This window comes from Tessaracoccus caeni, assembly GCF_029211185.1.
GTDB lineage: Bacteria > Actinomycetota > Actinomycetes > Propionibacteriales > Propionibacteriaceae > Arachnia > Arachnia caeni.
In genome coordinates this window covers 42,691-55,384 of sequence record NZ_JARGDO010000016.1, presented here as the reverse complement: position 1 = coordinate 55,384, position 12,694 = coordinate 42,691, and the positions used below count along the sequence as shown (strand labels likewise).

Annotated in this window: 13 protein-coding genes; 7 read left to right on the top strand and 6 right to left on the bottom strand. The window is 61.8% G+C overall.

What is annotated here, in order from left to right:
• Positions 1–7 precede the first annotated feature (7 nt).
• Positions 8–862 (bottom strand): helix-turn-helix domain-containing protein, encoded by an 855-nt coding sequence (locus tag P0D62_RS13870; RefSeq protein ID WP_275703141.1) that lies wholly within the window; start codon positions 860–862, stop codon positions 8–10.
• Positions 863–993: 131 nt separating this feature from the next.
• Between P0D62_RS13870 and P0D62_RS13865 the strand changes: the two genes are divergently transcribed.
• Together P0D62_RS13865 and P0D62_RS13860 are read left to right on the top strand one after the other, a co-directional pair.
• Positions 994–1,413 (top strand): DUF1761 domain-containing protein, encoded by a 420-nt coding sequence (locus P0D62_RS13865; RefSeq protein ID WP_275703140.1) that lies wholly within the window; start codon positions 994–996, stop codon positions 1,411–1,413.
• A 103-nt stretch (positions 1,414–1,516) separates the two neighbouring features.
• Positions 1,517–2,035 (top strand): DUF6553 family protein, encoded by a 519-nt coding sequence (locus P0D62_RS13860; protein ID WP_275703139.1) that lies wholly within the window; start codon positions 1,517–1,519, stop codon positions 2,033–2,035.
• Between the two features lie 122 nt (positions 2,036–2,157).
• Here the strand turns inward: P0D62_RS13860 and P0D62_RS13855 are convergent, their stop codons facing one another.
• The 3 genes from P0D62_RS13855 to P0D62_RS13845 all read right to left on the bottom strand — a co-directional run bounded on the left by P0D62_RS13855 (position 2,158) and on the right by P0D62_RS13845 (position 4,590).
• Complete coding sequence (locus tag P0D62_RS13855; protein ID WP_275703138.1) at positions 2,158–2,574, bottom strand: NUDIX domain-containing protein; 417 nt, start codon at positions 2,572–2,574, stop codon at positions 2,158–2,160.
• A 162-nt stretch (positions 2,575–2,736) separates the two neighbouring features.
• Positions 2,737–3,657 carry a methylenetetrahydrofolate reductase gene (locus P0D62_RS13850; RefSeq protein WP_275703137.1) on the bottom strand — a complete coding sequence of 307 codons (921 nt, stop codon included), beginning with the start codon at positions 3,655–3,657 and terminating at the stop codon, positions 2,737–2,739.
• Between the two features lie 87 nt (positions 3,658–3,744).
• Positions 3,745–4,590, bottom strand: coding sequence for an EamA family transporter (locus tag P0D62_RS13845; RefSeq protein ID WP_275703136.1), 846 nt, complete (start codon positions 4,588–4,590; stop codon positions 3,745–3,747).
• A gap of 298 nt (positions 4,591–4,888) precedes the next feature.
• On the opposite strand from P0D62_RS13845, the gene P0D62_RS13840 reads away from it, so the two are divergent.
• The 5 genes from P0D62_RS13840 to P0D62_RS13820 all read left to right on the top strand — a co-directional run bounded on the left by P0D62_RS13840 (position 4,889) and on the right by P0D62_RS13820 (position 9,342).
• Positions 4,889–5,290: a hypothetical protein gene (locus P0D62_RS13840; RefSeq protein WP_275703135.1), complete on the top strand. Its 402-nt coding sequence runs from the start codon at positions 4,889–4,891 to the stop codon at positions 5,288–5,290.
• Positions 5,287–6,531, top strand: a complete 1,245-nt coding sequence (locus tag P0D62_RS13835; protein ID WP_275703134.1) for an ImmA/IrrE family metallo-endopeptidase — start codon at positions 5,287–5,289, stop codon at positions 6,529–6,531. The genes P0D62_RS13840 and P0D62_RS13835 overlap by 4 nt, the downstream gene beginning before the upstream one ends.
• A gap of 121 nt (positions 6,532–6,652) precedes the next feature.
• Entirely contained in the window at positions 6,653–6,934 is a 282-nt protein-coding gene (locus P0D62_RS13830) for a type II toxin-antitoxin system Phd/YefM family antitoxin (protein ID WP_275703133.1), read from the top strand.
• Positions 6,931–7,257 (top strand): type II toxin-antitoxin system RelE family toxin, encoded by a 327-nt coding sequence (locus P0D62_RS13825; RefSeq protein ID WP_275703132.1) that lies wholly within the window; start codon positions 6,931–6,933, stop codon positions 7,255–7,257. Before P0D62_RS13830 ends, P0D62_RS13825 begins: the two co-directional genes overlap by 4 nt.
• Before the next feature lie 528 nt (positions 7,258–7,785).
• Complete coding sequence (locus P0D62_RS13820; RefSeq protein ID WP_275703131.1) at positions 7,786–9,342, top strand: IS1634 family transposase; 1,557 nt, start codon at positions 7,786–7,788, stop codon at positions 9,340–9,342.
• A gap of 818 nt (positions 9,343–10,160) precedes the next feature.
• Here the strand turns inward: P0D62_RS13820 and P0D62_RS13815 are convergent.
• Together P0D62_RS13815 and P0D62_RS13810 are read right to left on the bottom strand one after the other, a co-directional pair.
• Positions 10,161–10,538 carry a hypothetical protein gene (locus tag P0D62_RS13815; RefSeq protein WP_275703130.1) on the bottom strand — a complete coding sequence of 126 codons (378 nt, stop codon included), beginning with the start codon at positions 10,536–10,538 and terminating at the stop codon, positions 10,161–10,163.
• 73 nt (positions 10,539–10,611) lie between these two features.
• A complete protein-coding gene (locus P0D62_RS13810; protein WP_275703129.1) occupies positions 10,612–12,369 on the bottom strand; it encodes a tetratricopeptide repeat protein in 1,758 nt (585 codons plus the stop codon).
• Between the last annotated feature and the right edge of the window lie 325 nt (positions 12,370–12,694).

The following is a 12,694-nucleotide window of genomic DNA, read 5'->3' as shown; positions in this document are numbered from 1 at the left end:
GTGAGTGTCAGCGGAGGCGTTCCACCTCGCGACGGTAGGCATCTGGGGCGACGCCGGCGATGGCGTGGAAGTCCTTCGTCAGGTGCGAGTGATCGGTGTAGCCGAGGTCGGCGGCGATGGAGGCCACGTCGGCGTCCATCCTGGTGACGAGCGTCCGGGCCACCTCCTGCAGTCGGATGCGCCGGCTGATCCACTTAGGACCATGGCCGAGGGTCGAGGCGAGGGCCCGCTGGATCGTGCGTTCGCTGCAGTGGAATCGCTGGGCGAGGGAGGGGCCGGTCTTGTGATGCAGCTGGGTTCTCATCTCATCCAGCACGTCGTTGGCGAGCAGGCCGGCGGGCGTGGGTGGGTGCTCCGCCAGCAGCCGTTCGATCAGCCTGTTGGCCGCGTCGGCCCTGTCGGAGGCACCCGACTCTGCTGCCACGGCGCTCATGAGGGCGTGCAGTCGAGCGTCCAGCGTGGTGGTCAACGGCATCGTGCGATTCGCGACCGAGGTGACGACGAGATCGCTGAGCACGGCCAGCCCTGCCGGTCGGAGGCGGATCGCGAACACGTCGCCGGTGCCTCGGATGGTGCGGCGCCAAGCCCGATCCTGCACACCAGTCACGACGAGCGGCGCCGGCACCGTGCCGGCTTCGGCGGTCAGTGTGACTGCGGGCAGGTCGATGATCCGCTGATCCAGCTGTTCGGAATCGTCGAGCGCCCACGACACGTGCCAGTACTGATCGACCACGGCGGACACCGTCGGGGCGGGGTCGATCCAGCCCGCCGCGAACCGGACCAGACGATCAGGGTGCAGCACGCCGGAGCGCTCGTCGACCGCGATCGGCCTCGCCTCGTCGGCTGAGTGCACATCGATCATGGGATCAGTCTTCCTGGCTTGTCGCCTTTTTCCTATCGTCGCTCATGGTCGGTCACAAGACTGGGCGCATGGAAAACCTGCACCACGTCGTCAGCGCCACAGGCGTCGAAAGAACTTGAGAGGCGCGGAACATGTTCGACGTCATCGCCCACGTCAGCTGGCTCGGGGTCGCCCTCGCGGCGCTGGCCTACTACATTCTCGGGGCCATCTGGTTCACGCCGCTGTTCGGCAAGACCTGGGATCGCGCCATCGGCCATGAGGTCTCCGGTGCTCGCCGGTTCGGTGCCGACTACTACATCGTCCCGCTGGTGAGCGCGGTGCTGGTCTCTGTCGCCCTCGGGGTGCTTCTCGCCGTCGCCGCTCCGGCCAGCATGAGCGAGGCCCTCATCGTCGGGGTCATCGTGGGCGGCGGCGTCGCGCTACCGGTGTCGATGAACAACGCGCTGACTCCTCATACCCCTCACCCTTACGTCTTCGGTGCCGTCACCGGCGGCTACCACATGGTCGGCATCGTCGTCGTGGCTGCGGTCCTCGGTGGGTTCATGACATAGAGATCCCGCGGATAGGTGGTACCTATGGCGGCACACCGAGCGGCGACCTGGCTTCGTCATTGAACTCATCGGCATATCCAGAGATCCCACTAGGATTCGGGTCATGAGCGAGTATCCGGAGCTGGAGGCCTACCGTCGTGGCCCGAAGGGCGACATCGACCGCTTCCTCGGTCTCTGGATCGAACTGATCGTCGCGGGTAAGCAGGCGCGGACGCGAGGCGGAATGAAAAGAGCAGGTCGTACGGTGTCCGGCTTCTTGGGGCAGAAGCCCGTGAAGGCCGTTCTCGACGCGGGTGCGCACGACGTGATCGACGAGCACCTCCGTGACTCCGCCCGCGTGTACTTCGAGACCTGCCAGAGCGACAGCCAGTACAGCGCCGTCCTCTTCGGCACCAAGCGGCTGAGCGCGGAACAGGTCCGTGCGAAGGCAGCGGCAGAGGCCGCCGGGGCGATCGGCCTCCTGGGGGACAGCGGCGTGCTCGAAGGCGTCGCCGCGCGCCTACCGCGACTGCTCGTCGACGGCTACCTCTCCGCCTTCGATTCCGACGACGCAGCATCCCTGCTCCGAGCTGCGATCAGCCGCTCGGACTCGGCCAGCAAGGTCGCCGACCTGCTCTGGTGAAGGTGTGTATCGCTGGAATGATCAACGCCAGATTCATTCGATGCGGAGCGGCAGGTGGATGCGAGAAAGGCGGCCAACGACTGCCGGACCTGAAGCCGTACTCCAGGCGATCGTGAAGTGAATCAGCCGGGCGTCCGACGGACGCTCGCGTGGGCATTCGCGATGACAGCGCGAGCCTCGTCGGGAACGAGGGGCTCATCCTGCAATTCGTCTAGCGGTAGCCAGCACGGCTGGTAGCTGTTTTCAGTGGACTGCTGGGCAGATTCCGGACCTCCAACGACCAGTTGGCCCGGCTGAGCCTGGACGAGGAAGTAGTGGGCGGTTCTGTCGGGGTGCTGGATGGTGGTCAGGTGTCGGGAGACGACTCCGGTGAGGCTGGTCTCTTCGTACAACTCGCGCACGACCGCCGCTGCGGGCAGTTCGCCGTTCTCGACCCCGCCACCGGGCAGCACGGTATACGTCCGGCCGTCCTTGTAACGTCGCATGACGAGGACCGAATCCCCAGCAAAACAGATAGCGACTGCGCGGTCTTTTGACATCTCTTGCCTCCTGTCGTGGGCCGGTGATCTTGAACCGTGTATACCCGCAGTGTCACGTGCAGGCCTTTTGCCTCCGGTTAGGCGGAGCCGGTGGCGTTGGGGCCGATTTTGGTCTGGGGCCGAGATTGCGTCGCGGCGGTTGGAACGCGGCCGGAAAGGAGATTACTCCGCAAGTGCAGCGCGAAGATCGACGGCGAGTTGGGCGGCTGCCTCGTTCTCGACGCGACGGGTGGAGACGCTCTCCACGTTCAGGGCCACCGGCATGCCGATCCGGCGACCGTACTGGATCATGTCGTGGGCGATCGTCTTCGCCTGTTCCACGGAGGTGTCGAGGGTGTCATCGGCGCGGCGAAGGTCGCGCTGCACCCAGTGCGGAACCTGCACGCCGAGCCAGTCGAGGAACTCGAGCGTCTTGACGGAGCCGCACACCGAATGCGTGAACACCACCGGCCTGGGCGCCACGTCGCGTCGTTCGCATTCGTCGATGTAGTCGGCCAGCAGGTTCTTGGCGGCATTGGCGTCGTAGAGGATCTGGCTGACGAAGAACGAGACCCCGGCGTCCTGTTTCGCGAGCATCCGGAGGTGCTCGTCGCCCTTGGCGGTGTGCCGCTCGGGGATCAGCACGGCCCCGGTGAGCAGATCTGGTCGCAGCTCGTTGCGCAGCTCGTAGGCGCGTCGCAGCGTCGTCGCTCCCACCTGCTGGCTCGACGATGCCCCCACCAGCACGGTCAAAACCCGGTCGGCGTCCTGCGACTGCAACCACGCGGTGAGTTCAGCCTCGGTGTACTTGCCGACGGCGCGGTAGATCACGGTCGGTTTCTGCCACTCGGTGAGGTGCCGGTCCAGGTAGTCGGAGGGGTCGAGCGTCGCCAGGAAGGGGAACGGGCGCGTCTCGGGATTCCGGTCCTGCTCCTCGGCGATGTCGTAGAGCACCACCCCGTCGGGATCGATGTTCCGAAGTCGGGCGAGCGTCGTCGCAGTGGTTCGGGCGAGACGGTCGGCGGGCGTCGACATCTTGGGCGGGGTGATGCCGAAGAGAAGGAAACCGCCTTGTCCCGCGCGAACTCGTTGCACCACATCCATGCGCAGGACTGTAGCGAGGCCGGCCAGCGGGGGCGAACCGTTGCCACTGCCGTTCGTGATCAGCGCAATCCAGAGCCGCGAAACCCCCTACATTCCGAGCCTTATCAGGACGATTCCACCGACCGTGACAAGGGTGGCGACGATGCCTACCGCTCCGGGTTTCTCGCGGAAGAAGATCATCCCGGCGATCCCGGCCATCAGCACCCCCGTCTCGCGCAGCGCCGACACCAAGGCCAGGGGAGCAACGGACTGCGCCCACACGACGATCGTGTAGGCGGCCAGAGACAACAGCCCGCCGACCATCCCGATGCGCGCGTGGCGTCGAATGCCACGGAGGTGTGCGCGACGGTCGCGCGCCAGCAGCAGGCAACTGAGGGGGATCGCGACGCCCTGCAGCAGAAACAGCCACGCGGCATAGCCGAGCGCCGTTCCCGCCACCCGCACGCCGACGCCGTCGACGAAGGAATAGCCGGTCACGCAGGCGCCCACGGCGAGCGCCAGCAGCAACCCTGTGCGCGTGCTGCGGGGGTGGCGGAGGAAGGCGAGCGCGAGGAGGGCGCCGATGACCAGCACCACTCCGATCATCTGAAGCGCGTGCAGCCGTTCCCCGAGCACGGTGAGGGAGAGCACGGTCACACCCAGGACGGCCAGCCCTCGGGTGAGGGGATAAGCGACGCTGAAGTCGGTGCGCGCGTAGGCGGCGGTGAGCAGCAAGAGATAGAGGCTCTGCAGGAAGGCCGAGGCGATCAGCGCGGGCCACGACGCCGGCTCCGGCACCGGCAGGATCACGCAGCCGATCGCTCCGGCGACCAGATAGGCCAGCCCGATGAGGGCCGACGACACCAGCCGATCAGGGATCGCCTTGGCGATCACGTTCCAGGCCGCGTGCATCAGGGCCGATGCGAGCACGGCCAAAAGGACTGCTCCGCTCATGTGCGACGGGGAAGCCGTGGCGCTGGATCAGTGGGATGCGGATGCGTCTCAGGCACCTGGCAAGAATAGACCTCACGCAGTGAGGTGGGCGTGAGCGACAGCCGTGGTCGACGACGTGCGACGGTTGTTGTGACGACCCTCGTGGTGTCAGGGTTCCGCAGCTGCGCCGACATCTTCACCTTCTTCGAACTCAACCGGTCGTTGATTGAGTAGGGCGTCGTTCATCTCGATTGACTCTGATGCGACCGGCTTCCGGGCCGTAACGAGTCGAGAACTCGTATCGGGCTAGGATCGAGAGGTGAAGACTCCCAGCAGGAAGCGCCCTCGCCCGCAGGCGCTGGCTGTTGCGCCGAGTTCCGAAGATCTGGCCGCCTGGGCCGCGACCGTCCGTTACGTCGGTTCACCAGAGCACAAAACCTATCCATCGTTTGCCGGACGTCCAAAGCTCCGCTCGGATGCCACTCCTTGTCCCACGGAGTACAAGGATGCGGACATGATCTGTGGCTGGCTACGAAACGCGATCCTTCAGGGCAACGTCAGCGCTTTTCGAGATCAAGAGTGCTTTCCTCGCTATGTCTGGGCGAAGCTGGATGGAACCTGGTTTGAGGCGCGACTGGTGAACGCTACGGCGGGTACTTACAAGGGCTATCCGGTCACGGAGGCCAGCATTCCTCGCGAACTACGGGAGCGGTTGTCATGACACTCACCATCACCTGCGATTGGGAGTCTGCCTCCGGTGTTCGTGCCCCTGAGCTACGGGCCACCTGGGGCAGGCTGCGGATCATGATCGGCGACGAGATCGTCACTCTCGTGAAAGAACTGGAGTCTCCTTCGCAGATCCGGGAGAGCATCGACGCTGCGGCCTATCCTCTGGCGGAATGGCTTGCTTTGAACTGGTGGGATCTAGAGACAGCCTCCCATCTGCCGACGTATGGCGGCCTGAACCTCAGTGGTGCGGGTGAGGGCTTCCCGTGGCCGTCCATGACCTTGCGGTCGGATAGACAGCAAATGTGGATTCAGTCGCCAAGACGAAACGATCCGAATCAGCGCGTGCGCGTGCTCGGTTCGGTCGACGCGGTGCTTGACGCTGATGAGGTTCGCCACGCGTTGAGCCGATTCATCGACGCCACCGTGCGTCGGCTTGAGGACTGCAACGTCACCGACACCCTCCTGCAAGAGGAATGGGCCTCGATCCAGTCAAGCGACACCGATGAGCGAGAGTTCGCGATTGTCGCTGCCTCGTGGGGTTTCGACCCTTACAACATCAGCGACGATGACGCGCGCGCCTTGCTTTCGGCGGCTGACACGTTGGGGGATGGCGCGTTGCTTGCCGATCTGTCGCGTGCCGTGCCGATCTCTGAGCTCGGTTCGGCAGACCGGTGGGTGAGAGACGCACTCGAGCGCACGGCCCCGACGCGCTTGCCGAAGGGTCTGGGAGTTCCACTCCTTGAGCCCCTGGCTGATGTGTCTGGCTCCGCCCCGTGGAGGGAAGGCTACGAGAGAGCACGTCGGCTCAGACACGCACTTGATCTCACACCGGAGCGTCCGGTCGCGATCGAAGAACTTGTCGGCCTCGCCAGTGCGACGACCGAGCCTCCGGTCAACGTCGAGGCGCTCGTCAGGATTGACGGAGATGCGATGGGAGCGGTTGTGGGACCGGGCATCGGGCCAGCCACCCCGAGAGGTCGGTTCGTCGGCGCGCGCACGCTGGCCCGCCGCATCACCGCACCGCAGACCAGCTCTTCTCTGCTGACGCGTGGTAGCCGGTATACCGACAAGTTTGAGCGGGCGTTCGCCGCCGAGTTCCTCGCTCCGGCCGAAGGCATCGAGAAGCTGCTCCGGGGCGACTACAGCGAATCAGCACAGGCGCAGGTTGCAGAAACCCTCGGCGTGAACCAGCTTGTCGTTGCACATCAAGTGGAGAACCAACTCGCCGCGTGACTCGAGGCGGGGCGACGCAGACACGTTCGTGATCGGCTGAGGCCGACATCGTGATCAGGGAGCGATCTGGCCCACGTGTGCGTAGCCGCGATTGAGGCCATTTTGCGGTTACGCTCGTGTCATGCCCATCACCAATCCGATGCCACTGAGGGACGTCGAGAACCAGCTGTCCGAGGTTGTCGATCAGGTTGCCCGGGAGCGGGATCGTGTCGTGATCACTCGCCATGGCCGACCTGCTGCGGTCGTCATGAGCGTCGACGAGTTGGAGTCGTTGGGAGAGACTCTCGACATCGCTGGGCCTGACGATCTCACGCAGCAGATCCAGGACAGCCTTCGAGAGTTGGCGGTTGGTGAGGCTGAGACCCTGAGCAAGGAAGAGTTGCTGGCCGAGTTTGCGCGATGAGCGACACCCCGCACGAGATCGCGTGGACCCCGACGGCGAAGCGCGCCTTGAGACGTCTGCCGGAAAGGGTGGCGGCAGCCGCGATCGAGTTCATCTACGGTCCGCTGGCCAGTAGTCAGCAGCGCGTGGGTAAACCGCTTCGACGTGAGTTCGAGGGCTTGCATAGTGCTCGACGTGGCGACTACCGCATTCTCTATCAAGTAGGCGACGACGTGACGATAGTCGCGATCGGATCACCGGGCGGACGCCTAGCGCTCATAGTGGTGATGGCCGCACCCTCTCGGCGGACGGGTGGATATCAGTTTCGCGTGTGCCACAAGTAGCGCGTCCCGTGACATGTTCCGAACCGGGCCACCCAAGAAGAACTGGTCCGCCTCGCCAGTGCGACAACGGAGTCTCCGGGTACCACTGAGGTGCTTGCGCGGATCGATGGAGACGCGATGGGAGTGGTTGTGGGACCGGGCATCGGGCCAGGCACTCCGCGCGGGCGACATCGTCGGCGCGCGAACCCTTGCCCGGCGGATCACCCCTTCCCATACCAGCTCTTGTCTGCTTGCGCGTGGCGGTCGATATACCGACAAGTTTGAGCGGGCCTTCGCCGCCGCGTTCCTCGCTCCGGCCGAAGATATAGAAAGGCTCCCGAAGGCAGACTTTAGGGAAGCATCGCGGGCGCGTGTCCCTGAACTCTCCGTCCGAACCGGCTTGTCATCGCGCCTCAGGCGGGAATGCAATTCGCCGCACCTGAGTTCACACCAGCGGCCGGGTTCTGGGTATTGATCCGGTGAAGGTGCTAGTCAAGGCTGTTTGTGTGGGGAGTTCGGGGCACTAAAAACCTCTGTAGGATCGGGGCCATGAGCCCGTTCCTGCGGAAGGTGAAGACCGCTTCCGGGGCCACGGCCGTGCAGATCGTGGAGAAGAAGCACGGTCAACGCAGGATCGTGGAGCACCTGGGCTCGGCCCATACCGATGCCCAGCTGGCGGCGCTGATGCATGCCGGTAGGGTCAAGCTGGCGGCCAACCAGCCGGAGCTGGACTTCGATGCCGGGACTGGTGGCCGTCCCCGGGCTGGTGTGGCGGTGGTGGAGGGCAAGTCCTCGCAGCTGCTGGTCGACGTGATCCGCGGCTCGTGGGAGCTGCTCGGGTTCGGTGTCGTGAAGGACGAGGCGTTCTTCCAGCTGGTGCTGGCACGGTTGGTGGAGCCGACCTCGAAACTCGACAGCCTGCGCGTGATCGAAGAGCTTGGCCTGGAGCCGTTGCATCACAACAGCTACTACAAAGCTTTGAAACGGTGTGTAACCAAGGACTACCGGGCCCTGGTCCAGACGGCCTGCTTCGAACACGTGTGGTCCGGTGCCGGTGGCGACGTGAGCCTGTTGATGTATGACGTGACCACCCTGTATTTCGAGGCCGAGCACGCCGACGACCTCCGTAAGGTCGGCTTCTCGAAGGAACGTCGCGTGGATCCACAGATCGTGGTTGGGCTGCTGGTGGACCGCACCGGGTTCCCGTTGGAGATCGCCTGCTTCGAAGGGTCCAAAGCGGAGACGTTGACGATCCTGCCGATCGTGACCGCCTTCCAGGAACGCAACCGGGTCGCTGACATGGTCGTGGTTGCTGACGCCGGGATGCTGTCGAACAAGAACCTGGAAGCCATCAACGGGGCCGGGTTGCGGTTCATCGTCGGCTCGAGGGTCACGAAAGCACCCCACGACCTAGCCAAACACTTCCACTGGCACGGCGACGCCTTTGCTGACGGACAAATCATCGACACCATCACGATGCGCCGCCAGAAGCCAGACCTGGAACGGGTCAAGACCCGCCGCGAGCCAGTCTGGAACCCTGCCCAACACCCCGACGCTTGGCGGGCCATCTGGCAATACTCTCGGAAACGAGCCGTCCGGGACGGACACACGCTCACAGCGCAGGAGAACCGGGCCCTGGACATCATCGAAGGCCGATCACCTGTCAAGAAGGCCCGGTTCGTGAAGACCAGCGGCCAGACCACCAGCCTCGATGTCGCTTCGTTGGAACGGGCCCGCGCCTTGGTCGGGTTGAAGGGCTACGTCACCAACATCACCGCCGAGGTCATGCCCGCAACTGAGGTGATCGCCAGCTATCACGACCTCTGGCACGTGGAGCAGTCGTTCCGGATGTCGAAGACCGATCTGGCAGCCAGGCCGATTTTCCACCGCACCCTGGATGCGATCGAGGCCCACCTCACGATCGTGTTCACCGCCCTGGCGATCGCCCGTGACCTCCAAGCCCGATCGGGGTGGAGCATCCGCAAGATCATCAAGACCCTCCGCCCGCTCCAACACGTCACCATCCGTATCGGCGACCAACACATACAAGCCGAACCCGCAATCCCCGACACGACCGCCAAGATGCTTAGAACTCTGGGGCACTAAAAGTGTGAAACTCAGGTTTGAGCGGGCCTTCGCCGCCGCGTTCCTCGCTCCGGCCGAAGATATAGAAAGGCTCCCGAAGGCAGACTTTAGGGAAGCATCGCGGGCGCGTGTCCCTGAACTCTCCGTCCGAACCGGCTTGTCATCGCGCCTCAGGCGGGAATGCAATTCGCCGCATGACAGGCTGCGGCCAGGTGGCAACTACGTCGCTTAGCGCACGCGCGGATTTGTGTCCTAAGGTATATCCGGACAACCCGGTCTCTCGATCGGGTCGTCCCTCTACATGGACGCTCGAATCTCAGCGACCAACACGCTTGGCCAGCGGATCATCGCCAACATCGTGCACTGATTCTTATAGCATCCATGCGGCTACGGAACTATACGAAAGTCGCGTTTGATCCTTGGGGAGAGGCGTGGCGACCGCGCGTGCACCGGGAATAGCCAGTAACAAACAATCCCATTATGCCCACTGTTGGCTAGTAGTCAGGCAAGACTATTGGGCGAGTTCTGACCCTGGGCGTAACGCCCACGACGTTGTCCATGAGTTTGCTTAACAGTCGCTTCGGCTTAGTTTAGTTGAGTGACGATCCGGATGATTCCGGGTAGCTCGGCGACGTGGCGTCGGTAGCCTTTGGAAATCCGGTTAATTCTCGTGTGAAACTGTCGATGTCTATTTGCGTTACGCACAGTTAGATATGAATGCTCGCCCGTGACGAGTGCCCTCGGTGTGCGGCTAGCGACTGGTAAAGCGTCAAGACATTCCGAGCTTTGGTCAGGAGTGGTGACAAACTAGGTCAGTTGCTGCGCGTGCCTAGAAGTTGCTAGGGGGTGGATTGATGAGAACTATCGTCTCGATGGATAAATGGTGCGATCAGGGTTGCCAGCTGTATAGTGACACCGACCCCCAACATTATCCATCCGCCGGTGAGCAGTCTGATCGTGGCATTCTCGTCGGTTAGATAATTCACGCCGAAACCGATTAGAACTGCTCCGATCATGTTGATTGCCGATGTGAAAACCTGCAGGCGGCGAACAGACTCAAGCCGTGTCCTTAACGCTACCTCGCGTTCGTTTGCAGCGGCTAAGTTGACTTTTATGACGAGGTGTTCAGCCCGCAGTCCATCGAGTTCTGAACTCATAGATGCCGCGACCTCTTGAAATAGCTGGGCGGTGTCGCGTGAGGGACGCGTGGTCATCATGTTGTAAGACGAGAGGGCCGCAGCCAGCGGCTTGGGCTCGGTGCGTCCTAGTGGTGGCACTCTTTGGTGAGGGTCACGACTCATGACCAGCTCCATAGCGCGCGGCTGCGGAGCGCGGCTCGGTAGATGTAGGGTGATTCGCTAGTACTGTCAGTGCTGCGACAGGGTCGCCCGCACGACTTAACCAATGGGCGAGTTCCTGGCGTGTAGAACGTACATCCGGGTGATCATTGCCAAGTATCTGTTGTTGGTCTTGAAGAACTTGCTTAAAAAGGTTGAGAGCAGTTCGCAAGTCGCCGCTTTCCGCCAACCAAGAAGCAAGCGCGCTTTGAGTTGCTAGCGTAGCTGGGTGTTTGGGGCCCCATGTCCTCTGTCGGGCTTGAAGGTTCTCTTTGAGTAGCCGCACCGCGGCAGGAGCGTTGCCGCCTAGTCCCTGCAGGTTGGCAAAGTTCGCGAGTGTTGTCAATGTGTCCGGGTGATCTGGGCCGAGGATCCGCAATTGTTGGGAAATCACTTGTTCGGTGAGGTCTGCTGCAGTGTTAACATCCCCCTTTTTGGCAAGAACCTGGGCAATATTGGCTTGGGTAGTAATTGTGTCAGAATGGTCTGGCCCGAGAATGGAAATCTGGTCTTCTAAAACCCGGGTGAATATGGCTTGGGCCTCGTCAAGTTGACCTAAGACTGCTTTCCATGATGCGATGTTGTTGAGAGTGGCGAGAGTTGCAGGGTTGCTTTGGCCAAGAAGTCTTTGCTGGGAATCAAGAACCTGTTCAAAAAGACTGAGTGCGGTGTCGATTTCGCCGATTTCGGCCATGAACTGCGCAAAATTACCCTGGGTTGCGAGAGTGTCGGTATGATCGTGTCCAAGTATTCGTTGTTGATTATCAAGGACGCTGATGAAGTGCTTTGAGGCGTTCCCAATGTCCCCTGTCTCTGCCTCAATACGGGCGATGTTGGCTCTAGTGATAAGAGTGTCTGGGTGATTGGGCCCTAAGAGCTTGGATTGTGTATCCAGAAGGCGCTTCAACTCGTCTAGCGCCTCTTTTGGGTGCCCGGTATAAATCATGTCTTGCGCGGACCGCGCCGGTGTCACTAATTGATCGAGAATTTCCTCTGGTGAGGAATCTCCTGATCTCAGGAGTGTTGCAACCGTGTTCATTGCGAGGGGGTGCCCCTGTGTTTCATAAGCAAGTGTTGTTAGGGTGCTGGGGTCAACTGTTCGTTCATCAGGTACCGCCTGCTGTAGAAACAAAAGGGCGTCTGAAATCGGTATCCTGCTGATGGATAGGCTGCGGACGTTTGGTTTGCCTTCGATATTTGGAATTTTTGACCTGGTAACTATGAGAATATGACCATGTTCGCTTGCTTCTGGTAGCCAACGTTCGTTATTTGGCTCAGATGCCCAAGGTGCAGTGTCGTCGAAAACCAGGAGCCAACTTTCCAGGGAGTCGTGATCGCGCAGTCGGTCAAGAAATTGTAAGGCCAGTTGCTCGCGGGTGGAATTGGTGCTGGCGATCTCAGTAGAGTGCGCATCGCCGCTTAAAGTCAACTCGGCCTTATAGTACGCATCTATTACCGAGTCGAGGCTGTGTGCGCTAATCCACAGGTTTAGAGCGAAATCTGGTGCTAACTCTTCGTATATGGTGGCGGCGATGGTGGTTTTTCCGATGCCGCCAGGTCCTGTAAGCACAACTATTGGTCTTATCATGGGCTGATGCTGGTCCTCTTGTGTCCAGATCTCAAGTATCTGACGTTGCTCTGAGCGATCAACAAGCGGGCGGGGCGGGGAAGGTGCGTAACCCATTCGAATGGGTTTCTGAATCTGGTCCAACGGACGCTCCTTCATTAGAGTGATCATGATCTTATTACTGGCCGACGAAGGGGGCGATCGGGTCAGTAGGTGCGATATAGTTAGAATTCCAGAAAGGTAGAGTTAGTCGAGTGTTGGAGAGTTGCGTTCTGTCGAGAGTGCGCCAGTAGTGTGTTGATTAGGATGATGAGCGCCAGGTTTTGTTGGTTTGCTGCAGGAGACCCCTGGTTGATTTAGGGAAGTTGCGCCATGGTGGCGGACGCGAGGGCAGTCGGCGACACGGTCGGCCCGCAGTGCGGCGCGAGAAATTCTCGTCCATGGCTAGAGAGTAGTGGGGGCGAGGTGA